At 71.9% G+C, this 25,711-nt stretch carries 20 protein-coding genes and 1 pseudogene; 10 read left to right on the forward strand and 11 right to left on the reverse strand.

Translation table 11 applies throughout. The features are described from left to right. From CcI156_RS14785 to CcI156_RS14805, 5 genes are all read left to right on the forward strand, one after another. The gene (locus tag CcI156_RS14785; protein ID WP_011435310.1) at positions 1-1,005 is read left to right on the forward strand and encodes an NAD-dependent epimerase/dehydratase family protein; all 1,005 of its coding nucleotides are present in this window, start codon (positions 1-3) and stop codon (positions 1,003-1,005) included. A 418-nt stretch (positions 1,006-1,423) separates the two neighbouring features. After that, on the forward strand, positions 1,424-1,924 hold the full coding sequence (locus CcI156_RS14790; protein WP_011435309.1) for a hypothetical protein: 501 nt from the start codon (positions 1,424-1,426) through the stop codon (positions 1,922-1,924). 120 nt (positions 1,925-2,044) lie between these two features. After that, a complete protein-coding gene (locus CcI156_RS14795; RefSeq protein ID WP_076806299.1) occupies positions 2,045-4,363 on the forward strand; it encodes an ABC transporter permease in 2,319 nt (772 codons plus the stop codon). Continuing rightward, a complete protein-coding gene (locus tag CcI156_RS14800; protein ID WP_076806302.1) occupies positions 4,360-5,163 on the forward strand; it encodes an ABC transporter ATP-binding protein in 804 nt (267 codons plus the stop codon). Before CcI156_RS14795 ends, CcI156_RS14800 begins: the two co-directional genes overlap by 4 nt. Next, positions 5,160-5,834, forward strand: coding sequence for an ABC transporter ATP-binding protein (locus CcI156_RS14805; protein ID WP_076806304.1), 675 nt, complete (start codon positions 5,160-5,162; stop codon positions 5,832-5,834). The genes CcI156_RS14800 and CcI156_RS14805 overlap by 4 nt, the downstream gene beginning before the upstream one ends. A 124-nt stretch (positions 5,835-5,958) precedes the next feature. Here CcI156_RS14805 and CcI156_RS14810 read toward each other — a convergent pair whose 3' ends face one another. Both CcI156_RS14810 and CcI156_RS14815 read right to left on the reverse strand, forming a co-directional pair. Then, a complete protein-coding gene (locus CcI156_RS14810; RefSeq protein ID WP_076806350.1) occupies positions 5,959-7,314 on the reverse strand; it encodes an ABC transporter substrate-binding protein in 1,356 nt (451 codons plus the stop codon). Between the two features lie 116 nt (positions 7,315-7,430). Next, positions 7,431-8,426, reverse strand: coding sequence for a hypothetical protein (locus CcI156_RS14815; protein ID WP_023841206.1), 996 nt, complete (start codon positions 8,424-8,426; stop codon positions 7,431-7,433). A 549-nt stretch (positions 8,427-8,975) separates the two neighbouring features. On the opposite strand from CcI156_RS14815, the gene CcI156_RS14825 reads away from it, so the two are divergent. Continuing rightward, the gene (locus CcI156_RS14825; protein WP_076806306.1) at positions 8,976-9,428 is read left to right on the forward strand and encodes a hypothetical protein; all 453 of its coding nucleotides are present in this window, start codon (positions 8,976-8,978) and stop codon (positions 9,426-9,428) included. 117 nt (positions 9,429-9,545) lie between these two features. On the opposite strand, the gene speB is transcribed toward CcI156_RS14825, so the two are convergent. Next, entirely contained in the window at positions 9,546-10,568 is a 1,023-nt protein-coding gene (gene speB, locus CcI156_RS14830) for an agmatinase (protein WP_076806308.1), read from the reverse strand. A 156-nt stretch (positions 10,569-10,724) separates the two neighbouring features. Here speB and CcI156_RS14835 point away from each other — a divergent pair, with 156 nt between their 5' ends. Next, positions 10,725-11,228 (forward strand): DUF2752 domain-containing protein, encoded by a 504-nt coding sequence (locus CcI156_RS14835; protein ID WP_083718558.1) that lies wholly within the window; start codon positions 10,725-10,727, stop codon positions 11,226-11,228. Positions 11,229-11,238: 10 nt separating this feature from the next. On the opposite strand, the gene CcI156_RS14840 is transcribed toward CcI156_RS14835, so the two are convergent. Beyond that, entirely contained in the window at positions 11,239-12,096 is an 858-nt protein-coding gene (locus tag CcI156_RS14840; protein ID WP_035732640.1) for an RNA methyltransferase, read from the reverse strand. 197 nt (positions 12,097-12,293) lie between these two features. On the opposite strand from CcI156_RS14840, the gene CcI156_RS14845 reads away from it, so the two are divergent. Continuing rightward, a complete protein-coding gene (locus CcI156_RS14845) occupies positions 12,294-13,805 on the forward strand; it encodes an 8-oxoguanine deaminase (RefSeq protein WP_035941668.1) in 1,512 nt (503 codons plus the stop codon). A gap of 350 nt (positions 13,806-14,155) precedes the next feature. After that, entirely contained in the window at positions 14,156-15,517 is a 1,362-nt protein-coding gene (locus CcI156_RS14850) for an aldolase/citrate lyase family protein (protein ID WP_076806310.1), read from the forward strand. Between the two features lie 23 nt (positions 15,518-15,540). Here CcI156_RS14850 and uraH read toward each other — a convergent pair whose 3' ends face one another. Next, positions 15,541-15,867 carry a hydroxyisourate hydrolase gene (gene uraH / locus CcI156_RS14855; RefSeq protein WP_023841201.1) on the reverse strand — a complete coding sequence of 109 codons (327 nt, stop codon included), beginning with the start codon at positions 15,865-15,867 and terminating at the stop codon, positions 15,541-15,543. 113 nt (positions 15,868-15,980) lie between these two features. Between uraH and CcI156_RS14860 the strand changes: the two are divergent. Continuing rightward, positions 15,981-16,274: pseudogene (locus CcI156_RS14860) on the forward strand (hypothetical protein); the annotation flags it as partial. A 40-nt stretch (positions 16,275-16,314) separates the two neighbouring features. Here CcI156_RS14860 and CcI156_RS14865 read toward each other — a convergent pair. From CcI156_RS14865 to CcI156_RS14890, 6 genes are all read right to left on the reverse strand, one after another. Then, positions 16,315-17,865: an allantoicase gene (locus CcI156_RS14865; protein WP_076806312.1), complete on the reverse strand. Its 1,551-nt coding sequence runs from the start codon at positions 17,863-17,865 to the stop codon at positions 16,315-16,317. Between the two features lie 246 nt (positions 17,866-18,111). Further along, on the reverse strand, positions 18,112-19,473 hold the full coding sequence (allB, locus tag CcI156_RS14870; RefSeq protein ID WP_076806314.1) for an allantoinase AllB: 1,362 nt from the start codon (positions 19,471-19,473) through the stop codon (positions 18,112-18,114). Beyond that, complete coding sequence (gene pucD / locus CcI156_RS14875) at positions 19,470-21,845, reverse strand: xanthine dehydrogenase subunit D (protein WP_076806316.1); 2,376 nt, start codon at positions 21,843-21,845, stop codon at positions 19,470-19,472. Before pucD ends, allB begins: the two co-directional genes overlap by 4 nt. Then, positions 21,842-22,444, reverse strand: a complete 603-nt coding sequence (locus CcI156_RS14880) for a (2Fe-2S)-binding protein (protein ID WP_076806318.1) — start codon at positions 22,442-22,444, stop codon at positions 21,842-21,844. The genes pucD and CcI156_RS14880 overlap by 4 nt, the downstream gene beginning before the upstream one ends. After that, positions 22,441-23,328: a xanthine dehydrogenase family protein subunit M gene (locus CcI156_RS14885; protein ID WP_049761047.1), complete on the reverse strand. Its 888-nt coding sequence runs from the start codon at positions 23,326-23,328 to the stop codon at positions 22,441-22,443. The genes CcI156_RS14880 and CcI156_RS14885 overlap by 4 nt, the downstream gene beginning before the upstream one ends. Before the next feature lie 517 nt (positions 23,329-23,845). Then, positions 23,846-25,636, reverse strand: coding sequence for an adenine deaminase C-terminal domain-containing protein (locus tag CcI156_RS14890; protein ID WP_254847441.1), 1,791 nt, complete (start codon positions 25,634-25,636; stop codon positions 23,846-23,848). Positions 25,637-25,711 lie beyond the last annotated feature (75 nt).

A 25,711-nucleotide genomic window follows, 5' to 3' on the forward strand; every position in this document is an offset into this window, starting at 1 on the left:
ATGCGCGTCCTTGTCACCGGCGCGGCCGGCTTCATCGGCGGAGTGGTCACGGACATGCTCGCCACCGCCGGACACCAGGTTACGGCGATGGTCCGCGAGCCGATGACCACGCCGCGGTTCGCCCCCGATGTCGAGGTGGTGGCCGCGGACCTGCTCGATCCCCGCCAGCTGGCCGCGGCGGGGGTCAGCCGGGGATTCGAGGGGGTGTGCCATCTCGCGGCCCTGACCCGGGTGCGGGAGTCGCGGCTGGATCCCGTGCGCTACTTCCAGACAAACCTGACCGGCACCATCAACCTGCTGGCCGCCCTGGAGGAGGGCGCCGAACACACCGGGGTCGCACCCGCGTTCGTCTTCGGATCCACCTGCGCGGTCTACGGCAACGTCGACCTCGCCCGGATCCCGGAGACCTGCCCACCCGACCCGGCGAACCCCTACGGAACCTCCAAGTTCGCCGCCGAGCGGCTGCTGTCCCACCAGGCCGGCACCGGGCTGCTCGGCGCGGTGATCCTACGTTCCTTCAACGTCGCGGGTGCCGTCGCGGGACACATCGACCGCGACGGCAGCCGGATCATCCCGGCGGCGATCGCCGTGGCGAGCGGGTGCCGGGACGTGTTCCGGGTCAACGGGGACGGCCTCGCGCTGCGGGAGTACGTCCACGTCGTGGACATGGCGACGGCCTACCTGACGGCGCTGGTCGCCGCGCGCCCCGGGCACTGCGCGGTGTTCAACGTGGGCAGCGGCGTCGGGGTGAGTGTYACCGACGTGCTCGCCGCGGTCGGCCGGGTCGCCGGGCGCCCGGTCCGCCGCGTCCACTGTCCGCCGGTCTCCGAACCGAGGACGCTGATCGGTGACAGCACCCGGATCCGCGCCGATCTCGGCTGGAGCTCTCCGGCGTCGAGCATCGACCGCATCGTCGCCGACGCGTGGCGCTGGGGCCGGGGGCCGGCACCGGCCGGGGCCACCGCCCTGCCGCCACGCCAGCGGATCGCTCCGAGCATCACCTGAGGCCCCGCGGTGGCCCCGCGGTGGCCCGCGATGCGGCAGGCATCGGCCCGCGGTGCGGCAGGCTGCGGCTGGCATCCCTCCCGGCCCTTCCCCCTGGCCCGACAGCCAGCCGACAGCCGACAGCCGACATAGAGTAGCAGACTGGTTGCAGACGGGCATACTTCGCAAGGCCTTCCATCGGCCGGCTTATCCTCGTATACCTAATGCGACGGAGCTTCCCGTGCCGCCGGAGCTCGCCGGGAACAGCCGTGGGCCACCCGACGGAGCACCTGTTCATCTCCGCACACTAATCTGACGCCTGTCGTGACCCGGATCATCTCGGGGGCGGGCTCCACGCGGAGGCTCCGCCGCACGACCGCGCCGCCCGCACGACCGCGCCGCATGACCGACGACGACATGCTCCTTGGGGGAGACGAAAGTGGACGAGCAGACCGCTGGGACCGATAACCCGCGGCCCACATCGCGCCTGGTGGTCGACGTGGTCCGCGCGCTGCGCGGATGGGTGGTGATGGCCGCCGGCGGCGTACTTCTGCTCGGCTGCTACCTGGGTGTCTCCAAGGAGACGGACGTCGCTTTCCAACTACCCTACGTGGTTTCCGGCGGTTTTGGGGGCCTAGCACTCATTCTGGTGGGAAGTGCGCTGCTGGTGGCCGACCGCTTCGACGCCGCTCAGGCCGCCCAGGCCCACACCGCCGGCCAGGTCGACGACCTACACTCGCTGATCATCGCGGCGGCGGGCGCGGGTGCCGCACCCGAGGCCGGTCAGCCGGCCACCCGCCCCCAGGGCTCGTACCAGCAGACCGGCTCGTACCAGCAGACAACGGCCACGCACCAGCAGAACTCGCGCTTCGCTGTGACGGACCCCGGGGGCGGCCAGGCACCCGCCGCGAATGCCACCACACCCGGCCAGCACGCCTGACAGAGCCTGCGTTTCCAACGATGCCACGGTGCGGAAGGCGAGCAGTTCCGTGATCACATGTGACCCGGCGGACGGCGACGACCGGACGGCCGGCGGCGACCGGCTYCCAGGGAGTGCCCGGTGACCAGCATCGACCTGGGACTGGCGGGGATCTCCCTCGGGGCGATCGCCGCCCTGTCCGGTATCGGCCTGCTGGTCACCTACCGCACCAACGGGGTCCTCAACCTGGCCCAGGGCGGCATCGCCACGCTGGTGGCGTACGTCTTCCGCGAGATGGTGGTCGTGTGGGGGCTGCCGATCTGGCTGGCCGCCATCATCGCGCTCGCCGTGGTGTCCCCCGGGATCGGCCTGCTGCTGGAGCGGTTGGTCTTCCGGCCGCTGGCCCGTCGCCGCGCATCGGCGGCCGAATCCCTGGTCGCCAGCCTCGGTGTGCTGGTCCTCACCCTCGGGATGAYGGCGGGCATCTGGGGTCTGGGCTCGCGTAGTGACGCACCAAGCATCTTCCCGAACTCGTCGGTGAAGCTGTTCGGTGACACCCGGATCGGTGTCGACGCGCTGGCCGAGCTCGCGATGGTCGTGGTGTTCTGCGCGGTCATCGGCGTCATCGCCACCCGCACGGTGTTTGGCCGCCAGATCCGCGCGGTCGTCGACGACCGGCAGCTCGCCGAGCTGTCCGGTGTTCCCGCGGACCAGGTCGCCGCGGCTGGCTGGGCGGCGGGGACGACGCTCGCCGGCCTCACCGGCATCCTGCTCGCCCCCCGCTTTCAACTCACCCCGTACGGGCTGACCCTGCTGGTGCTGGAGACCTTTGCGGTGGTGGTGGCGGCCCGGCTGTCGAGCATGCCGGTGGCCGTCCTCACGGCCCTGGGCATCGCCGTCCTGCAGAGCGAACTCAAGCAGTTCACCCTCGACGGTAACGCGGGCCAGATCCTCACCGTCCTGCAGTCGAACCTGTTCATCGTCGCCCTGCTGGTCCTGCTGCTCGCGGTGCCGAAGCTGCGCGAGCTCGGCACCGGCGACTCCGGGACCACCGCCAGCTTCTCCAGCCGCGGCGCACCGCCGTCGGGYCCGGCCAGCCAGACCAAGGCCCGCCGCGACTTCCTGGGCAAGCTCGGCGGTGCCGCGCTGCTGCTCGCACCGCTCACCTTCGCCCCGTCCGATCTGCGTTCGGCGTTCATGGTCCCGGCGCTCGCCCTCATCTTCCTGTCGATGGTCATCGTCACCGGCTACAGCGGCCAGCTCTCCCTGGGCTCGGCCGGCTACGCGGGCCTCGGGGCGCTGCTGTCACTCAAGCTCGCCAACGGTGACCTGTTCGGACTGCCGAAGCTGCCGGGCGTCGCGTCGATGTTCATCGGCGCCCTGCTCGTCGCCCCGATCGGTCTGATCACCGGCTACCCAGCGATCCGCCGCCGCGGCCTCACCCTGGCGCTGACCACCTTCGCGGTCGGCGCCGTGGTCAGCCGTTTCGTCTTCGAACAGCCCACCTTCGCGACCGGCCTCTACCTCGACCCGCTGACGTTCTTCGGCTGGGAGCTGCCCGACGAGGCGTTCTACGTCCTTGAACTGGTCTGCCTGGGCCTCGGCCTGTTCTTCGTGGGTAATCTGCATCGCGGTCGGCTCGGTCGGGCGCTGCTCGCCGTGCGTGACCATGCGGAGGGTGCGGCGGCGGTCGGGGTTGACGTCCGCAACCTCAAGCTGCTGGCCTTCACCGTCTCCTCCGTCGTCGCCGGGCTGGGTGGTGCGCTGCTGGTGCACAGCAGCTACTCGTTCTCCGCCGACGACTTCGCACCGTTGCAGAGCCTGCTGTGGTTCACCGCCGTGGTCGTCTTCGGCGCCGACAGCGCGGCCGGCGCGATCGTCGCCGCGGCGTTCATCGTCACGATCGACGTACTGGCGCCGGCCGGATCCTCGATCCTCGCCATCGGCATCCTCGCCCTCGCCCTCGGCTGGATGCCCGGCGGCCTGGCCTCGGCCGTCCGGGGTCTGCTGCGGCTGCTCGCCCTCCACCTCGCGGACGGCTTCGTCGATCCCAACCATCGGGCACCGCGTCCGGTGCCGGTGCGCATCTCCGCCGTCGGATACCTGCCAGCGACCACTGGCATCACCGGCGTCACCGGGATCTCCGGGATCCCCGGGATCGGCGCGCCGCTGGGGGCCGCCCAGCCCGGGCCATCCGCGAGCTGGCCTCCGGGCCGCTCCTCGCCCGTGCTGCCACCGGGCTCGCCGCGGCCGACCCCGTTCGGGGCCAGCCTGCTGACCCTGGTGCAGGAGTATGCGGCCCGGTCGAGCGGCGCACCGCTGCTGCCCCCCGCGCCCCGCGGCGAGCGCGGTGGCCTGCCCGCCGACGTCTACCCCACCTCACCAGGTCACGTGGGCCACGAGCAGGGGGGTTCGGGACCCGCGGCGGCGACCTCCCTGCGGGACGGAGGTCGGGTATGAGTCGGCACGTGCTACAGGCCGTTGGCCTGGTCCGCCGCTACGGCGGTCTGACCGCGGTCGACCACGTCGACCTTGTCGCCCCCCAGGGCGTGATCACCGGCCTCATCGGCCCGAACGGTGCCGGGAAGTCGACGCTGTTCAGCCTGCTGACCGGGGTCGAGCAGCCCGACGAGGGCAAGGTCCTGCTCGACAAGAGCGACATCACAAAAATGCGGCCGGACATCCGGTCCCGGCGTGGTCTGGTGCAGACCTTCCAGGTTCCCTCGCTCTTCCCCACCCTCACGGTCGCGGACAACCTGCTTGTCGGCGCGGAAAACCGGCACCGGGACTATGCCGGCGGCCTGCTGGGCCTGGCGTCCAAGGGCCGAGGACACGTCAGCCGCCTCGTCGAGGAAACCCTCGGCTYCCTCGGCCTGTCCGACCTGCGGGACACCATCGCCGGCACGCTGCCCACCGGTGCCCTGCGGCTGGTCGAGTTCGCGCGGGCGCTGTGCGCCCAGCCGGACATCCTGCTGCTCGACGAGCCCGCCAGCGGTCTGGACAACGACGAGACCGCCAGGTTCTCGCAGCTGCTGCGCCGGACCGCCGACGACGGGGTCGGCATCCTGATCGTCGACCACGACGTCGACCTGGTCTTCTCCGTCGCCGACCAGGTGTACGCCATGGTCGGCGGTCGGGTCGTCGCGTCCGGCGATCCCGGGCACGTCCGCGACGACCCGACCGTGCGGTCGGTGTACCTGGCCCAGGCTGCCCATCGCCACGATGAAACGGTCCTGAAGCAGCCGCAGGAGGCACGGTGACCACGGCGACGGCCGAACTCGAACTGACCGGGGCACGGGCCGGCTACGGGACCGTGGAGGTCCTGCACGGTCTGGACCTTGCCATCCCCCCCGGCAAGGTCACCGCCCTGCTCGGGGTCAACGGCGCGGGCAAGAGCACCACCCTACGGGTGCTGGCCGGGCTGATCCCACTGCGTTCGGGCAGTCTGACCTGGYGCGGCGAGGACATCACCAAGGTGTCCACCGTCGACCGGGCCCGCCGAGGACTGATGCTCGTGCCGGACGAACGGGCCGTCTTCGCCACCCTGTCGGTCCGGGACAATCTGCAGATCATCGCGGAGRCCAGCGGGCACCCCGACATCACCCCCGCGCTGGAGTCGTTCCCCCGGCTGCGGGAGCGGCTGACGCAGCGGGCCGGATCGATGTCGGGCGGTGAGCGGCGAATGCTGGCACTCGCCCGCGCCCTGCTGGYCCGCCCCTCGGTCCTGATGGTCGACGAGCTGTCGCTCGGACTATCCCCGAAGGTCGCCGCGGACCTGTTCGGCTGGCTTGCGACGGTCGCATCGTCGGGCACCACCGTCGTGCTCGCCGACCAGTACACCGAGCAGGCCCTGGCGATGGCGGACCTGGTCTACGTCCTGCACCGGGGCGAGCGGTCCTTCGCGGGCGGGCCGGAGGAATTCCGAGCGTAGGGCCGCGAAAGGCCTCGGTGAAAGGCCCCCCGATGTGAAAGGCCCCGGTCGAGGTTCCCTCCGCGGTGCCGTGGAGGGTTGCCCCGACCGGGGCCCGGGATCACGCAGGCGGTCCCGCGAGAGATCAGCCGGCCGGGTAGGGCAGATCCGGGACGGTGAAGCAGTTGGTGTTCATGTCCTTGACCTGGGTCACCCAGCCACCCTGGTTGCCGTTCGCCGAGTCCTGCCAACGGGCGACGTTGAGGCAGTTCTCCTCCTGCGACGGCGGTTCAGGCGACTTCTTGAAGTTCCGGCCGGTCGGGATGAGCAGGCCGTGACCGTCGTAGTCCTTGCCGCTGTTCATGTACGCCTCGACGCAGGCGCGGGTGACGTCGGCGCCGCAGGAGCGGATCGCGTCGGTCAGCCACTGGGCCGAGGCGTAACCCTCGAGCATCCACAGGTTCATCTTGGCCACCCGATCGGGCGCGRCCGCCTGCAGATCCTTCTGGAACGTGGCGACCGCGGGAATCTGAGTGTCCGCATAGTTGGCGGTGCCGCCGGTGGAGTAGATCGTGTTCCGGCAGTTCGGGGAGGCGCTGTAGACCTGGCGGATGTTGTTGGCCCAGCCCTGCGGCGGGGTCACCTTCGCCGTGATCGGCAGTTTCTGGGACTCGATGGCGTTGCACAGCTGAGCGTTACCGCCGTCGTCCATCGCGTCGAAGACGATCTGGACGCCGCGCCGCTTGAGGTCGAGGACCGTTGCGTCCCAACTCGGGGCGCCGAGATTGATCTGCTCCTCGACGACCGTGTAGCCCTCCTTGCGCAGGCCGTCCGCGATCGACTTGGCGTACCGCTCCGACGGGGCGACGTTGTAGTACACAACCCCGGCGACGTTGGTCTTCAGATTCTGCTTGAACCAGCGGTAGATCTCGGTCCCCGCGTAGAGCGTGYCGTTGTAGCCGGGACGGCTGCCGGTGCGCGGATAATAGCTGCCGTAGATCGAGTACAGGTGCGGATACTGATCGTAGGCGGCGGACACGGGCTGGCCGCCGATATCCGGAACACCCTTGGAGTTGATGTACTGCGCACCCGTGTAGTCGAACGCCGTCACCCCGGCGAGCGCGAAGACCTTCTCGTCGTCGACGAGCTTGTGCGCGCAGTTCGCATTTCCGTCCCCGCTGCCCTTGTCGTCACACTCGACGAGGTTCACGGTGCGCCCGTTTACTCCGCCCGCGGCGTTGAGCGCCTTGAAATAGGCCCGCGCCCCGTACAGTGAGGCGGAGAACGTGTCCGGTCCGAAACCGCTGCTCAGGCCAGCGATTGTACCGATCTTGATCTCGGTCGGCGTGACGCCGATATCCGAAGCTGTATTGTTCGACACCCCGGCCGGTTTGTTGCCGGCCGAGGTCGTTCCGCTGCTACTGGCCCGGCTGCCGCAGGCGACGAGCACCAGCGACGACAGCACAATGGCGGCGGCGGCGACGAGCGATCTCGCTCGCATGGACATGCTCTCCCCTGGTAGATCGGTGACGCTCGAAACGTTATTGCCGATCAACATCGTCGACGCTTCAGCTGACGACAGCCGGTCCCACTGCCGACTATGTACCGCTAGTTACATCAATGGGCGTTACGGACAAACATTCGGCGCCACCAGCTTCGACGCACCGGTGCGGTGCTCGCGCGATCGGCCGGTGCCTTCTCCAAAGTCGGGGTGCTCCCCCCGGCCCCGTCTTCCCCGCCTTCCCGGCGTGCGGTACCCCCGCTCGCCGGCTCGTGGGTCTCCCGGCTCGCGGCCGTCCCTGTGGGCAGGGGCGCACCGACTACCGGCCGGCTGCCACCCCCGACGCCCTCGGCGCGCTCCGTGGGAGCCCCCTGCTCCCCGGAAAGCTCGGTTACCGTACCGCCCGGCGACGGAGAGGCATGCGACGCACCACCTACCGCATCGAGTGAGGCCGGGACGATCGTGCTGCCCAACACGGACATCGCCTCGTCCAGGGCGGCCAGGGCCTGGCCGATCACCGTGACCGGATCCTCGGCGCGCCCCGGGGCCGGCACGGCCGGCGCCGCACCCGCCTCGGCGACCGGGTCGGGCTCGACGACCTCAATGACCTCGACGACCTCGGCGGCCGGCTCGGCGGGCACGTCCACCGGCTCGCCATCGACCGCCTGCTCATCGGCGCCTGTGGCCGTGACCGCCTCGGCTGCGGCGACGGCAGGCTCAGACCCCGCAGAAGCACGTTCAACCGACGCGGAGACGTCGGGAACAGGCTGGGCCGACGGGAACTCGACCGACGCGGACGCATCGGGAACAGGCTCGGCCACGGCGGGAGAAGTGACCTCCTCGACGAGCGCTGAGGGGACGACATCGGCCGAGGGGACGACATCGGCGGATTCCGACTCCTCGGGCGGCGAGGTCGCCGCGAGCGTCAGACGGTTGAGAATCAGGCCGTCGGGACCCTGCCCCCGGTCCAGCCGCCCCGCCTGCGCGAGCTTCCGGCAGACCTGGTTCACCGTGCCCCGGCTCGCCCCGATCGCCGCCGCCAACCTGCCGTCGTCCAAACCCGCGGGAACTTTGGCAAGCTGGTCGAGTATCCGGTCAGCAACAGTAGCCACAAAGCGGGACGGTATACGCCATCTCCTATTCGCCGACAAGCGGGGTCACCCCACGCGGTAACCGTGTCCGTCCCGCTGCCGATGGCACTCGCAATGCCACTCTCGGCGGGCACCCGGTCCGCGGCGGCACACACCCCCACCCGGTCGCCTGATCCACGTCGTTCACGCCGCGACCGGCAGCGCCTCGCCCGGGCGCAGCGGGAGCTGTCCCGCACGCGGCAGGGTCGGTGAAGCGGACGAAGGCCCGGGCGAAGGTGGCGCGGATCCACGGCCGGATCCGCGACCGGCGCCGGGATCATCCGCACACGCCGTCCACGAGGATCATCCGCGAGAACCAGACGGTGGTCGAACCATGGGGCCACGGCGAGCAAGGACCACGGCGGCGGGCTTAGCCCGGCCGTCGCCGGGAAGGTCATGCGGCGAGGCGTGCCGGGAGCGGCCCGGGACGCACCGATATCAACAGTGGCCGGACTCGCTTTGCTGGGCGGAATGTTGCGGGATGTCCCAAGCAGGCCGCGCCGCGTCCGTGGGCCGGTCAGGGAGACAGCCATGGCGCAGCCAGCCTCGGGTTCCGAGCAGTTCGACCCTGGTTCCATCACAGCCGACTCCRAACAGCCGTGGTACCGCGAGGATGCTCCCCTGGAACCCGCGGAKATGCTCGACAGCGACGATCTCGGCTCRACGGATGCCGGCCGAGATCCATTGGACGACAGTTGGGACGCGCCCGACAGACCGAGTGCCGGCGTCCGCTATCCGAGCACACCGCGTGAGGAGCGTGCGGGGCCGTCCTTCGATCGGCAACTCGCCGCGGAAACGCCGGACGCCGACCCCTACCTGGAAGCCGAGCGGCGGGAGTCCGGGGCTGTTCTCGATGCGGACGCGTACGGCGAGKGGACGACGACCCTCGCGGAGGATTACGACGCGAACTTCGCCATTCCCAGCATCGTCACGCCGGACGTGGATGCACGCACGGCTGAGGAGGGCGCACTGCACCTGGAATAAGGGCGCTCTGCGTACTCGCGGGAATACGAAGCACTCGCGGGAATACGAAACGCCGATGGTTCGGTCGACGGTCCAACCGACTCCCGGTTGCCACGGACGGTTACCACGGAGGGCGGCTCAGGCCGGGGCCGACCCGGGCAGGTCCGGAACGCCACCGGCGGCTTCCCGCCTGCGGTAGGCAAGTCCCGCGAAGACCTCCATGGCGACGCGATGGGCGCTGTTGACCGTCGTTTCCGCGTGGTCGTACGGCGGGGAGACTTCGACGATGTCGGCGGCCACAAGCGGCGTGTCGAGCGCGATCTGACGGACCGCCCGCAGCAGGTCGGCCGGGGTCATCCCCCCGGGTTCCGGGGTGCCGGTGCCCGGCGCGAACCCCGGATCCAGGACGTCGATGTCGACCGACAGGTACATGGCCCGGCACCCGTCCGTGGCCTGCGCGATCGCGTCCACGACGACGTCACGGCTGCCCCGCTCCCAGATCTCGTGCATGAGATGCCAGGTCATCTCCTGCTCGCGCATCCAGGCGAAAACGTCCGGCGGCGGCCAGTAGCCGCGCAGCCCCACCTGGACAAAGTTGCGTCCACGCACGGCACCGGACTCGATGAGCCGTYGCATCGGAGTGCCGTGCGAGGCGAGGTTGCCGTCGATGACGTCCGCGGTGTCGGCATGCGCGTCGAAGTGCAGCAGACCGAGTTCACCCCAGCCCACGGCGTCGGCCACGCCGGTTGCGGCCGGCCAGGTGATCGAATGGTCGCCACCGATGACGAGCGGGATCGTGCCGAGCCCGGCGATCCGCGCGACCTTGGCCCGGATGTTGCGATGGGACGCCTCGGTGAGCCCATGYGGACAGTGCGCGTCGCCAGCGTCAACGACGTCGAGCCAGTCGAAGATCTCGATACCGAGGTCGAGATGGTAGGTGCCGGGGTTGTAGGCGTTGGCCCGCATCGCCCGAGGGCCGAACCGGGCGCCGGGACGGTGGGTCGTCGAGATGTCGAACGGAGCACCGACGACGGCAACGTCGGGCCGGCGGGCCGCCAGCGCCTCCGTCCCGGGCAGCCAGGGCAGTCCGCAGAAGGTCGCGAGCCCCGCGTAGCCGGGCGCGTCCGGACCCGGCTCACGATCGCCGTTTCGTGCCGTCATCCGTCCCTCCGTTCGGGCCCTTCCACTGTCCCACGGTCCGCCACCCCCGGTCCGCCACCCACTGGTCCGCGCCCCGGTTACGCTTCTCCGGTGGAGGTCGCGGCACCGCACCCAGACCACCCGGCACCCACGGCGTCGGAACCGACCGGCGCGGCCATGGCTCTGCGCACCCCGGGCACCCCGGGCACCCCGGGCACCCCGGGGACCCCGGGGACCCCGGGGACCCCGGGGACGATTATCGGCGCGGGCCGGGTCTGGTCACCGCGGGCCCGGTTGGCGGGTTTCGCCGTGCTCGGTGTAGCCGCCGTCGGCGTCTGCGGCCGGGTGTACCTCGTCGACCCCGCCCAGCCGGGCCACTACCCTATGTGCCCGTTCCGGTGGGCCACGTCCCTGGACTGCCCTGGTTGCGGCACCCTCCGCGGCCTGCACCAGCTCCTGCACGGACACCTCGCGGCCGCGGCCGACTACAACGTCTACTTCGTCATCGCCGCCCCGATGCTGGTGTTCGGCTGGATCGTGGCGGTGGCGCGGGCGGCCGGCTGGCGCCACCCGTTGCCCCGGGTACCGGCCCGCCTGCTTCCCGCCGTTCCGATACTGATCATCGCCTTCTGGGTGCTGCGGAACCTGCCGTTGCCCGGCTGCCGCTGGCTCGCATCCTGAACCCGGCGGCTCAACGGCGGCCCAGCAGGTAGCAGGCGATGGCGGCGGTCGCCGCGACGTTCAGCGAGTCGACCCCGTGCGCCATCGGAATCCGGACCCGGGCCGTCGCCGCGGCCTGTGCCGCCGCCGACAGCCCGGCGCCCTCCGTGCCCAGCAGCAGCGCGACCCGGGCCGCCGCCGGCACCGGCGCAGGTGCGGGCGCAGGTGCGGGCGCAGGTGCAAGCGCGGGCGCGGCGCGGGGGGTGAGTCCGGCCGCGAAGGAGCCAAGATCCTCGGCGTCCGCCGCCGGAGTCAGCGCCAGCAGCGTGAACCCGGCATCCCGCAGCAGACCAAGGGCCTCCGGCCAGGGTTCGAGCCGGGCGTAGGGGACGGCGAACACCTCCCCCATCGACACCCGCACGGAACGCCGGTAGAGCGGATCGGCGCAGCGCGGGCTCAGGAGCACCGCGTCCATCCCGAGTCCCGCGGCCGAACGGAAAATCGCCCCCAGGTTGGTGTGGCTCACGATGTCCTCACACACCAGTACCCGCCGGGCATCGACCAGGAGGTCGGCGGCGGCGCGGGGCGGCTGGCGGCCCATCGCCGCAAGCGCCCCCCGATGCACCTCGAAGCCGGTGATCGCCGCGAGCACGTCGGGTCCCGCGACGTACACCGGGACGTCAACGCCGAGGTCCGCGGGCACGGCCGCCAGGCGCGCCGGCGAGACCAGGACCGAGCGCGGCCGGTAGCCGGCCCGCAGCGCCCTGGTTATCACTCGTTCACCCTCGGCGATGAACAGCCCGTCGGCCGGCTCCCGCCGACGGCGCAGCGCGACGTCGGTCAACGAGATGTAGTCGTCGACCCGGGGATCACCCGAATCGTCGATCATGATGACTGGTGGGGTGGCCACGACCGTCACGCCGACCGTCACGCCGACCGGCCCGCCAGCCGACCCCGCACACCTGCTCACGTCACCTGGCACGCCACGACCTCCCGGGCACGGACGCTTCACCCGACCGTAACGTGCCGGCCGCAGAATCAGCGGCCATGGCCGATCCGCAGAAGGCCCCCACGCTGACGTCCGCCATGCCCGCCATGCCCACGTCCGCCACGCCCGCCGTCTCCCGTCCCGTCGCCGTTCCCGTTCCCGCCGACCTGGTCGTCGTCGGCGCCGAACTGGTCGCGACGGTGGACGCCGACCGCCGGGAGATCCGCGGCGGGTGGATCGCAGTGACGAACGGCCTGGTCAGCGCCCTCGGCGGTCCCGACGAGCCACCGCCTCCCGCCGTGCGCACGTTGCGGGCGGACGGCTGCCTGATCACTCCCGGCCTGGTGAACACGCATCACCACATGTACCAGAACCTCACCCGCGCGTTCGCTCCGGCCCTGAACGGCACGCTGTTCACCTGGCTGTCGACCCTGTACCCGCTGTGGTCCCGGCTGGACGAGGAGGCCGTGCACGTCTCCGCCTACGTCGGGCTCACCGAGCTCGCCCTCGGCGGTTGCACGACGACCACGGACCACCTGTATGTGCATCCGCGCGGGGGCGGAGACCTCGTCTCCGCCGAGATCGCCGCGGCGACGGCGCTGGGCATGCGCTTCCATCCCAGCCGCGGATCGATGTCGCTGTCGGTGAAGGACGGCGGACTGCCGCCCGACTCGGTGGTGCAGGACGACGACGAGATCCTCGCCGAGTCGGCCCGGCTGGTGGCCCGCCATCACGACCCCTCGCCGGGCGCCATGGTGCGGATCGCCCTGGCGCCCTGCTCACCGTTCTCGGTCAGCCCGGAGCTGATGCGGGCCACGGCGGAGCTCGCCGAGTCGCTCGACGTGCGGCTGCACACGCATCTCGCCGAGGACCCCGAGGAGGACGAGTACTGCCTCGCGCGGTTCGGCCGGCGTCCCATCGACCAGTTCGCCGAGGTCGGCTGGGGCGGCGACCGGGCCTGGGTGGCGCACTGCATCCGCCCGAACCCCGCCGAGGTGGCCCGGCTGGGCGCCTGGGGCACCGGGGTCGCGCACTGCCCGAGCAGCAACATGATCCTCGGCGGTGGGCTCGCCCCGGTCGCGGAGCTGCGTGCGGCGGGGGTACCGGTGGGACTGGGCTGTGACGGCTCGGCGTCGGCGGACTCGGCGTCGCTGTGGCTGGAGGCCCGCACGGCGATGCTGCTCGGGCGGCTGCGGCACGGCGCCGCGGCGATGTCGGCCCGGGACGCGCTGGAGATCGCCACTCGGGGCGGGGCCGGCTGCCTCGGCCGGGCCGGGAAGATCGGCGAGCTGTCCGTCGGGGCGGTGGGCGATCTGGTGGCATGGCCCCTCGACGGGGTCGGCTTCGCCGGGGCGCTGTCCGATCCCGTCGAGGCGTGGCTGCGCTGCGGCCCGGTCGCGGCCCGCCACACGGTGGTCGCGGGTCGCGCGGTCGTCCTGGACGGCCATCCGGTGCATCCCGACCTGTCGGCGATGCTCGCCCGCCACCGCGAGCTCGCCGCCGGCATGCAGGCAGCCTTTGACGATGCCGGCATCGCTGATGCCGGAACCGCTCCCGGCGCCGGGCGGGCCGCGGGTACGACGGGAGCCAGGGCGGCCGGGGCCCGGTGAACGCCGACGGGACCGACCCTGGTGGGATACCTCCGCGAGGTGTTTGATACAAAGCAATGGGCCAGTCCGGGTCGGTTGGCGACGTCACCCGTTCGGCCCCGGCGATGGCGTTCCGGCGACACCCGCCGGGACGTCACCCCCCAGCAGCCGCCGCCGGTGCCGCGTATCGACCCCCCCGATCGGTGCGCATCGCACCGGCGGCGGCCTCGACCGGTCCAGGACCAGGGCGGCCGCGGGCCGGATGAACTGCGCGCCTTCGCCGTCCGCGTGGGCGTGCAGCTGTAGAAGCGGACAGGGGCATCCCGCCGGGGGAGGTATCCGGCGGTGTACGTGAGGCCGACACTGGGGGCATGCCGACGTTGCCGACCGATGTCGTCGCCCGTCTGACCGCCGYGCTCGCACCGATCGATACGGCGGTCATCGCTCGTCATCCCGGTGATCCGGGAACCCGCCAGCCGGTGCACACCTGCTACCTGCCCGCCGACCGGATGYGCCCGGACATCGTGCTGGCCTGGGGGGAGGCAGCCCGGGAGCTCCTGGCCGCCCGCGGCACCGACCCGGCCAGGCTCGCCGCCGCCACCGGGGGCGACCCGGACCCGGTCATCGCCGAGCCGGTCCACGCACACGTGCTGCACGCGCTGACCGTTGAACCGGTGCAGGATCTGCGGATCGACCTGGAGGACGGCTACGGCGTCCGGATGGACGACACCGAGGACGCCGACGCCGTCGCGGCGGCCGTCGCCCTGCGCGCCGCCGCGGCGGCGGACGCCCTGCCCGCGTCCTACGGCCTGCGGATGAAGTCGCTGGACCCGGCCCTCCGGGACCGGGGACTGCGCAGCCTGGACCTCTTCCTCACGGCGCTGGCCGGCGACGACGGCCCACCCGCCGGGTTGGTGCTGACCCTGCCCAAGGTGAGCGCCGCCGCGCAGGTCGCGGTCTTCGCCGATCTGCTCGCCGAACTAGAGCAACGCCTCGACATCGCCCCGGTGCCCTTCGAGGTGCAGGTGGAGACCCCGGCCGCGGTTCTCGCCCTGCCGGCGCTGGTCGAGACCGGTCTTGCACTGGGCCCTGGACGCCTCGTCGGGCTGCACGTCGGCACCTACGACTACTCGGCGGCTCTCGGCATCACCGCCGCGCACCAGGCCAGCGACCATCCGGCGGTGGAGTACGCCACCACGCTGATGCAGCTCGTCACCGCCGGCACCGGAATCCGGGTCGCGGACGGGTCCTCGAACCTGCTGCCGATCGAGAGCCCGACGGACRCGACGGAGGGCACCGCAACTACGGAGGGCACCGCAACTACGGAGGGCACCGCAACTGTCGAGGACACGGCGGGCCGAGGTGTCCACCGGGCCTGGCGGCGGCACGCCGAACTGGTGCGCCGCGCCTGGTACCGGGGCATCTACCAGGGCTRGGATCTGCATCCGGGTMAGTTGGTGAGCCGGCACGCGGCGGTGGCCGGCTGCCTGCTGGCCGGGCTCGACGAGGCGCTGGGCCGGCTTTCCTCCTATGCCACCGCGTACGCCACCACGTACGCCACCGCCCGGCATCCGGGAGCGGTCGCCGACGAGCCGGCCACCGGCCGCGCGCTCGCCGGGCACGTCCTGCGGGCGCTCGACGCCGGCCTGCTGGACGACGCGAGCCTGACCGCGGCTGGTCTCGACCGGGTGACGGTCAACCGCTTCGGCGGCAGACCGGTCGCCGCGGGTTGACGACACCCGCCATCCAGGGCGGGTCAGCTTCCCCGATAGGTCGAATAACCGAACGGAGCGAGCAGCAGCGGGACGTGATGATGACCCGCCGGGTCCTCGATCACGAACGCGATGGTCACCTCGGGAAAGAACGCCGAGCGGCTCGCGGTGTCGAAGACGAGCCGCCAGGGGCCTGGGATGGTCGCCGGCAGATCCGCCACCCGGCCGTCGTCGTCGGTGACGGCCTCGGTGACCGCGATCCAGCCCGTGGTCGTGCCGTCAAGGGTACGCACCGCCCGTTCCAACCGGAGCGGCAGCCCGGCGGCTGGCCGCCCCGTGGCCGTGTCCAGGACATGGGTGGACAGACTCACCACGCCTCCTCGGTCGCGTCCTCCGTCGCCGCGGCCCGGGTCGGGCCTCGACCATCCCACCATCCGGGCTGACCATCGCACCACACCGCTCCTGGTCGACCGTGGTGGATACGCCGGTACCCCCGGCTGTCGGCGCCTACTGGAACCGCTCCAACACTGTCGAGATCGACGTCGTCGGCACCGACCGGGAACCGGTCGCCAAGGAGCTGTACTTCCTCGGCTCCGTCGCATGGCTGGAACGCGCACCGTTCGATGACCACGACCTGGCGGCACTGCGGAAACACCGGGCGGCGCTCACGAACCTTCCGCTGCCATTGGTCGCCATCGGCCGCAGCGGAGTTGCGGCCACCGGTCTCGCCGCATCCTACGGCCCAGCCGAACTCATCACCGCCTGGCAGCAAAGATGAACAGTATTGTGCCACGGTCGTTCGACCTAGGCGCCGGTGATCAGGCGCCGGTGATCAGGCGCCTGATGCGCAGGGCCGTGATCTCAGCCTGCTGACCGGCCGCGATGCGCAGCTCGTCCGCGGGATCGTTGTCCAGCCGTGCCCGCAGCAGAGCGAGCATCTCCTCCGCGTCGCGGCCCGCCGCCCGGACCAGGAAGATGTAGCCGAAGCGCTCCTCGTAGGCCGCGTTTCCCTGCTCGAAGGCCGCCCTGACTTCCGCCGTCGCCTGGTCCATCGCCGCCTGCTCCCGTCGGGGGGCGTCGAGGGACACCACGGTCGCCCTCGCCGTGGTGGGCGGGGCGGGCGTGTGGRCCGGGCGCTCCCCGATCCGGGGATGCGCGGTGAACGCCTCCAGCCAGGCCGATGCGGGCAGGTTCCACCATTCCTGCTCGGCTGCCGGCAGCAGGGCCGCGAGGGTCCCGAAGGGCCGACGGGCCGCCACGGCCGCAGCCCAGTCCTCGGACTCGCAGCAGGCCAGCAGCTCCTCGCGAGCCGCGTCCGGGGACAACGCGTCGAACCAGCGCATCGCGAGCGCCTCCCGCCCGACGGGCGTCGGAGCGCCGGTGAGCCGCAGCCTCGCCAGCCCGCCGTCGGGTATCGCGTCGACCCGCACGTGGGTGGCCTGGATCGGGACCTCGAGATCGAAAAGGTGACGGGTGTTCGGCTGCACCCGGGTCCGCGGCAGCATCGGGTACCACTCGGTGATCGCGGTGACGTCGTCGGGGTCGAGAAGGTCGGGGTTGTCCGCCGCCCAGAGGGCCACCGCCCGGGGCGCGTTGCCGCGGAAGTGCCGGGTGTCAACCTCGGCCCGCACGATCGTGCCCTGCGTCGCGAGCCGGACCACCGCCCAGTCGTGGCCGTCCCCACGGCGCCGGCGGGTCTCCCAGCCCTCTCCCATCGCCCGGGCCTCACCCGAGGCGTTCAGGTTATGGCGGTCACCGTAGTGCATGTCGCTGGCGGCCACCACGACACCGCCCAGGTAGGCGGCGGCGAGATCRGAGGTCACCCGGTCGAACATCCGGGGGTCCGGCACCACCGTGCCATGCACGCGCAGCCGGGCGACTCCGCCATCCGGGTGGATGGTCAGGCGCAGATGGGTGATGCGGGTCCGGCCCTGGTCAGCCACCGGCAACACGTTGGCCGCGTCCGGCACGATCGGCGTCCGCGGCACCAGCGGGACCCAGGCCACGGACTCCTCGGCGACCTCCGCCGCGGAGGGATACCCGGGCAGGGTGGCGCCGTGCACCTCGACGGCCCCGGGAGCGTTGCCGGTGAAGTGGGTGGTGTCCACGGTCACCGCGTGGGCGATGCCGGGTGAGCCCAGCCGGATGATGGCCCAGTCGGATCCGGGAAGATCCCGCCGCCGACGGGTCTCCCAACCGTCGGTCCACTGGCCCCGTTCGGTGAACACGCCCGGCCGCACGATCGGCGGTTCGGGCAGCAGCATCCGTTCGGCGAACGCGAAGAACTCGTCGTTGACGGCCACGACCGTACCGCCGAAACGGGCCGCCGCGAGATCGACAAGATTCGTCAGGTCGGGCGCGTCGCTCATCGGGTCCTTTCACGGGGTCAACCAGCCGTACGAAACCGGACTGTTCACGTGTCGTCGGGTGGCCGCACGGCCCGTCACCACCGTGCGGACCGGATCAGGTCAGGACGGGACGACGTGTTAGCGGGGCGCAAAGCGTACTTCGGGCCTGCTCCCTCGGGAGTGGTCCGCGTCGGTGGGTGCATCGGATCACATCCGTGGGGAGGGCTCCGGTACGCCGGACGGTCCCGCGGCCCGGCCGGGTGATGCCTACCTCTCTAATAGCCGCCCCCGCGGAGGACGATCCCCGTCCRCTCGCCGCCCCCGCAGATAGGTCGCCAGCACCACCCCGTTCAACACGCGTCCGRCATAGGGGGTGAGCGGGTGGCGGTGGCGCAGCATCGAGGGCTCCACCAGGAACGACGCATCCGCGTCGAAGATCACCAGATCGGCGTCAGCGCCGATCGCGATGCGCCCCTTGCCGGCCAGTCCTACCAGGTCGGCCGGTCCGGCGCACATCCAACCGACGACGTCGGTGAGGGTGTGCCCCCGCGCCCGGGCCTGAGTCCAGACCGCGGGTAGCCCGATCTGGACAGACGCGATGCCACCCCACGCCGCCGCGAAATCACCGGCGTCGATCTGCTTCAACGCGGGAGTGGACGGCGAATGATCAGTGACGATCCCGGCGAACAGGCCCTGGGCCACCCCGTCCCACAACCGGTCCAGATTCCTGCTGTCCCGGATGGGAGGTGCGCACTTGAAGACGGTAGCTCCGTCGGGGACCTCCTCGGCCGTGAAGGTCAGGTAGTGCGGGCACGTCTCCACCGTCATCGGCAACCCCGCGTCCCGCGCCGCGAGCACGTCGTCGAGGGCATCGGCCGCCGCCAGATGCAGCACGTGCAGGCGGGCACCGGTGGCGGCGGACAGCGCCGCCAGCGCGGCCACGGCCTCGGTCTCCGCGGCCGGCGGGCGCGACGCCAACCAGCTGGCGAAGGCCCGCCCCACGGTGGGAGGTGCCAGGGCGAGAACGGAGGGCGCCTCGGCGTGCACGACGGTGAGGGCCCCCATCCGGGCGGTGCGCCGGGCGGCGGCCCCGAGGACGTCCATCGAGACGTGYGGGAACTCCTCGACCCCCGACGGGGCCAGGAAGGCCTTGAATCCGAAGACCCCGGCGCCGTGCAGGGCGGCCAGATCATCGAGGTTGCGGGCGTCGGCGCCGATGATGCCGCCCCAGAAGCCGACGTCGACGGCGACCTGGCCGGCCGCCACCGCACGTTTGGCGGCCAGGGCGGCGAGCGAGGTCGTTGGCGGAACGGAATTCAGCGGCATGTCGATGATCGTGGTGACACCACCGGCCGCGGCGGCCCGGGTCGCGGTCGCGAACCCCTCCCACTCGGTCCGCCCCGGTTCGTTGATGTGCACGTGGGAGTCGACCACGCCGGGAAGCAGAGCCAGCTCGCCGAGGTCCGTGACCAGGGTCCCGGGAGGGATCTCGTCCGCGGCGGTGATCGCGGCGATCCGGCCGTCCGCGACGTGCACGGCTGCCGGACGCTCGCCCCCGGGCAGCACGACTCGCCGTGACCGTAGCGCCTGTGGCCGCTCCGGCAGAACGTCCGCGGTGGGCTCGTTCATGCCGCCGGAACACCTTGTCCCGGCGTCGTCGGAGGCGCGGTCGTCGGAGGCGCGGTCGTCGGAGGCGCGGTCGTCGGAGGCGCGGTCGTCGGAGAGATGGTGACGAGGTCCTCGGGTCGCACCGGAACGCGCCGCAGATCCCGTCCGACGGCGACCCGGATCGCCGCGATGATCGCCGGGGTCGCGGTACAGGTAGGCGCCTCCCCCACGCCCTTCACCCCGTAGGGCGCATCCGGCTGCGGATGGGTGACGGCGACGAAATCGAGGTCCGGGACGTCGGCGATGGTCGGCAGCAGATAGTCGTGAAACGTGGGATTGACCACCACCCCGTCCACCGTGACCAGCTCCTCCATGACGGCGAGGCCCAGCCCCTGGGCAGTTCCCCCCTCGACCTGACCACGCAGCGCCAGGGGGTTGAGCACCGTACCGCAGTCCTGGGCCAGCGCCATCGACACGACCCGCACGAGACCGAGGTCGACATCGACATCGACAACCGCGCGGTGCGCCGCGGCGGCGAAGGCCACGTGCGGATCGCCCTGTCCGTCGGCGTCCAGCGCGGAGGTACGCCGGTGGTGGAAGGTGTACTCCGCTTCGATCGGCCCGTCGGCCAGCGCCTCGGCGAGCGGAACCCGCAACCCGGCCTCCACCCCGACGATCTCCCCGGCGTTGACGGTCAGCGTCCGTCGAGGTGCCTCGACGACCTCCGCGGGCAGCCCCGCGGTGCGGGCGACCCGGGCGAGCAGGCGATCGGCGACCGCGGCGCAGGCTCCGCGCACGGCGCCTCCGCTCATCCAGGTCTGCCGGGACGCGCTGGTCGATCCGGCACTGCCGACCGCGGTGTCCGCGGGCGCCAACACGACCTGTTCGACGCCGAGCTCGGTGCGGGCGATCTGCCCCGCGATCGTCACAAACCCCTGGCCCACCTCGGCGCACGCGCTGTGCAGCCGGACCCGTACCGTTCCGTCCTCAGCCAGCTCCAGGCGGGCACGGGCGACGGAGGAGTCGTCCATGCCCTCCGAGAAGAGCAGGTTCTTGTAGGCCAGGGCGTAGCCGACCCCCCGACGGACCCGGCTCGGTTCGGCCGCGGCCGGTCGGCCGCCGGGCAACGCGGTCACCGCGACGTTCGCCGGCATCGCCGGCGGGAGCGGACGCGAGGCCACCGCCTCGATGACCTCCCGCGCCGGCAGCGGTGCGCCCATCACCTGACCGGTGGGCAGCACATCCCCCGGTCGGACGGCATTGCGGACGCGCAGGTCCACCGGATCCATGCCGAGGGCGTCGGCCAGCCGGTCCATCTGGGCCTCGTGACCGATGGTCACCTGCGGCACCCCGAACCCCCGCATGGCGCCGCACGGGGGGTTGTTGGTCCGCACGACGACTCCGTGCAGGTGGGYGTTCGGGACCCGGTACGGACCCGCGGCATGGGTGACCGCGTTCGCCAGCACCGCCGGCGAGGACGACGCGTAGGCACCGCCATCCAGCACCAGCCGTGCCCGCACGCTGACCAGGTTTCCGTCGGCGGTGGCGCTGTGCTGGAACCACATCCGGGCCGGATGCCGGTGCGGATGGCCCAGGAAGGACTCAACCCGGTCGTAGGCGATCCGCACCGGAAGCCCCGTAGCCCGGGCGAGCAGGGCGCCGTGGATCTGAAGGGTGACGTCCTCCCGGCCGCCGAAGGCACCCCCCACACCGGCCAGGGTGAGACGGACGAGCTCCTCCGGGAGACCGAGGCAGGCCGCGATCTGCTCCCGGTCCGAATGCAGCCACTGGGTCGCCACCCGCAGGTCCACCCCACCATCGGCGGCCGGCATCGCCAGGGCCGCCTCGGGAGCAAGAAACGCCTGGTCCTGCATCCCGACGAGGTACTGGTCCTCGACCACCACCGGGCCGAGCGCGTCGGGATCCCCGTGGCGCAGCTCGATCTCGCGGTACAGGTTGCCCGCCGGATGCAGCGGCTCGGCATCCGGCTGCCATACCCGGTCGGGGTCGGTCGAAGGTGCCAGCGGCTCGTAGTCCACCTCGATCGCGGCGAGCGCCCGGCGCGCGGTCCGGACGTCAACCGCGGCCACGGCGGCGACCGGCTCCCCTGCGTACCGAATCTCGGTCGCGGCGAACACCGGCTGGTCGGCGACGATCAGCCCGTAGGTGGCCATGCCGGGGACGTCGGCGGCGGTCACCATCCCCACAACGCCGGGCAGYCGGCGCGCGGCGTCGACGTCGACGCGCCGGATCCGCGCCCGGGCATGGGGCGATCGCAGGGTGCGGGCGTGCACCATCCCCGGAACACGCAGATCACCAACGTAGGAGAAGCTACCGGTCACCTTGTCCGGCCCATCCGGACGACGCACCGGACGACCGATCCCCAGACTCATCGCCCCACCCCCCGGTGGRGCGGAGCAGGTGCATCCCCCGAAAGTAGGGTGCCCCGCTCAGCCTGCACTGTTCTGATGGCAGCGAGTATCCGGCCGTAACCCGTGCACCGGCAGATGTTGCCGGCCAGCGATTCCCTGATCTCCTCCTCGTCCGCATCCGGCCGCCGGGTGAGCAGGTCCGTCACCGCGACCACGAACCCGGGGGTGCAGAAGCCGCACTGCACGGCACCCTCCTCAAGGAACGCCGCCCGCACGGCCCTGGCGGGTCCCGCCGTCCTCAGACCGGCAACGGTGCTCACCTGGGCGTCGTTGGCGTCCGCGGCGAGCACCGTGCAGGACGCCACCAACCGGCCGTCCAGGAGAACGGAGCAGGCACCGCAGCGCCCCTGCTCACACGCGTCCTTCACCGAGGTCACCCCGATGACGTCCCGCAGGACGGTGAGCAGGGAGTCCCCGATCCAGGCGCCGGCCACCGTGTGCAGGAAGCCGTCGACATGGAGGTGATATGGCGCGACGACGCCGTCGTCCGGCCAGGACGACCCGGCCGGCGGTCCGGCCGGCGGTCCGGCCGGGACTTCCCTCGCGAAACGGGCGGTCATGGCCGGACGTCCCGCTCGACTCGGGGGTCCACCGGCGCCCCCGCGGCATCCAGGCATCGGGTGAACGCCCGGGCGGCCAGCACGCCGGCAGCATGCCGGCGGTAGTCGGCGGAGACCCGCGGACCCGCCGCGAGCTCCGGCCCGACCCGCGAGACCGCCTCGCTTACCAGCTCACCGAACCGGCGGGCCGCCGACGAGGACGCGGCCCCTGCGGACCAGTCCACCGCGTCGTGTGCGAACCGCTCGGCGACGGTCATCCGGATCGGCAGCCGACCCACCCCCCCGATCGCGCAGGCCAGTCGATGGCGCATCCGGTCGACGAGGACGGCGCACGACACCAACGCCTGGTAGGCGGCCTGCCTGCCCCCAATCTTGAGATAGCTCTGCGGTCCGGCCGGCCGCGGCAGCCTTACCGCGGTGACCAGGGCGTCGGGGGCGAGCCCGTCGGCGAGGAACGCGGGCAGCGTCATCCGGCCGGGTCCGCGCGGCGAGGCCACGAGGATCTCGGCGTCCGCGGCGGTGAGGAAGGTGAGCAGGTCACCGGTGGGACGTGCCGAGCCCAGCGCGCCACCGACCGTGCCGAGGTTGCGGATCTGCGCGGAACCGACCACCCGGGCGGCGAGGGCGAGGCCGGGCGACAGTGACCAGCCCGCGAGGTCGGTGTAAGTCACGCCCGCACCGACGGTGAGCGAATCCGCCCCGGCGCCGCGGACCCGCAGTTCCAGGACCCGGCGCAGGGCGACTACCGCCCCCGGCCGACGCTCGCCGGACCGGAGGGCGGGGACGAGATCGGTGCCGCCGCCCAGCAGATCGACCGCCCTGCCAGCGTCATGGGCRGTCGCCAGCATCTCCACTGCCTCCCCTACCGTACGTGGACGGAACATGAYGGCCGTCGCACCGCTAGTCGTCACAGCGGCCTCCCCCGCCCGATCCGACCAATGGTCCGACCAGTGGAAGGAAGCGCGGGAGGGGATGACGCGGGAAGCCAGCCGGCGATCCGGGGGTCAGGCAGGCGGACGAACGCTGCATAAGAACCGACCATAACGGCGGAAGGTTACGTGGATGTTCATCAAGACAGACGCTCAGTGACGTAGTTCTGATCTTGCTTGGCGGCAGCGTTCATCACCTCACCTGCGCTATCTCACCCGTGTTATCGCCAGCTTCCACTCGCACCGACCCAGACCAACACCCCCAACGTTACCCAGTGTTACCTTACCGATGCTGGCGCGAACTGTGGAGAGGGATGCGACAGGTTTGAGGTGGACATGTCACGCCGTCTATCGACCCGGCGCTGCGGCACGGCTGGCGCTTCGTGGCCTCGGGTGAGTGCACCACGCTCCCCGCCCTGGGCCCCGGAGCGCCCGCTGATCCAGCGACGCCGGTCAGGGTCGGGTGTGGAGGTCAGGGCCGGGTGTAGAGGGCGCAGCCCCATCCGGCCAGCGTGCGCAGCGGGAACGGCAGCCGGCAGCCGAGATCGGCTGCGGCCGTGTCCACCGCGGCCAGCTCTCCCAGCACCGCCTCCCAGGGTGCGTCACTCATCACCCCGAGCAGGGGCAGCGCGCACGCCGCCCGCACCCAGCCCTGGTCGACCACCACGTAGCCCCCGCCCATGCCCTCGAGGGCCCGAGCGGCGGTCACCATGTCGTCGTCCCGCGCCCCGACGACGATCAGATGCCCCGGCGGCTCCGCCGTCGTGACCGCGAGCGCGCCCCGGGTCAGCCCGCACCCGCGGAGCAGCCCGACGTCGATCTCGTCCGAGGAGCCGTCCCGACCGAAAATTGCGATCTTGAGAAGGTCCCGAGACGGATCGGCTACCGCCCAGCCGTCCCGCAGGGTGGGTTCCACCCGCACGGTACGGAGTCCACGCGGGTGGGAGAGGCCGGAGACCTGGCCCGTCCCGGTCATCCGCAACGCCCGCGCTGGTCCACCGACGGGCGGCGCCGTCCCCGGGTCGCGGGGGGGATCGACGCTCACCACGACCACACTGGCATCCTGCCGGTGGGACCGTCGCAGGCCGAGTGATGTGAAGGAGCCGGCGTGCAGGTTCGCCGGGAGTCGTGTCCGGCTGGTGGCCCAGGCGGGCGAGATGTCGAGGTTGTCGAACAGGGGTCGGCCGCATTCCGCGGCGATCCGGCCACCCGCCACCACCACGTCGGGCGGCGCGGTTCCGGCCAGGGAGGAGACGACCTGGAGATCAGCGAAGCGGGTGGGCGCGATTGACCCCAGGGTGGGTTCCAGATCGTGCCTGCGGGCGGGGAGCAGGGAGAACCGCCGGATGGCGTCGATCTGGCCCATCCCCCGACCGACCGCGAGTCGCACGTCGTGATCGAGATGCCCGACCGTGGCAAGCTCCGCGACCGATCTGGCCCTGCCCCGGACCGGCTCGGCCCCGCTGCCGGCCGCCCACAGCAGACCGCCGGCCTCCGTGGCGGACGACTTGACGGGCGCCGCCCCTACCGAGGACAGCGCGGTCAGCGCGGAGGCGGGCGGTATCGGAGGCACCTCGACGACCGGGGCTGCGGGCGCCCCGGTCCCGGGGACCTGCCTCCCGGGCACCTGCCCCGCTCGGACCAGCACCCGCAACGGGGTCGAGGATCCCGTCACCAGATCCACACCGCGCAGACCGCCCAGCGCGACCAGGACGGCCGGGTCGGTCACCAGGGTGACGGTTCCCCGCGGGACGATCAGGCGAGCCAGTTCCCMCGGAGTGAGCAGCGTCTCCTCGACACGCAGGCCGGCGTCGACATAGGCCGGCAGGACGAATCTGCCGGCGGCGTCGAGCGAGCGCCGACCCGCCAACGTTCCCGGCTTCGTGACCGCGGCGATGTAGCACCCCACGATCAGGATGTCCCGCGCGGCCACGGCACCGCTGTGGACGGCGACGACAAGCCCACCGCGTATGACGAGGTCGGCTTCCTCCTCACCCGCGGCCACCCGACGCAGTCGAGCGAGCTGTGCCTCGGACGGACGCAGCAGGTCCGCGCCGACCACGGGTGCCTGCCCGGTCGGACCAGGAGCCGCCGCCGGATCACGCGGGTCGACCGCGGGAGCGGTGGTGGAGGTCGTGCCCGACGCCGCCGTGCGGGCCGGGGTCGCCGATCGGTGGGGCGTGGCAGAGGAGACGGTCGGCTGGGACGCTCCGCCGGACACCGTCATCAGTCGGGGTCCCCGGCTGGAGCGTTCGGCGTTCATGGCGGCCTCTCGTCTGCCGGTCAGCACCGAGTCTGCATCCGATGGCGGCACGCCCGGAACGGGATCACGTATGAC

This window comes from Frankia sp. CcI156, assembly GCF_001983015.1.
GTDB lineage: Bacteria > Actinomycetota > Actinomycetes > Frankiales > Frankiaceae > Frankia > Frankia casuarinae.

Excerpts from the sequence above, each read along its gene's own strand:
- CcI156_RS14845 (WP_035941668.1), top strand. The coding sequence starts at position 12,294 with ATGCCCGCCATGCCCACGTCCGCCACGCCCGCCGTCTCCCGTCCCGTC.
- CcI156_RS14835 (WP_083718558.1), top strand. The coding sequence starts at position 10,725 with ATGGCTCTGCGCACCCCGGGCACCCCGGGCACCCCGGGCACCCCGGGG.
- CcI156_RS14840 (WP_035732640.1), bottom strand. The coding sequence starts at position 12,096 with ATGATCGACGATTCGGGTGATCCCCGGGTCGACGACTACATCTCGTTG.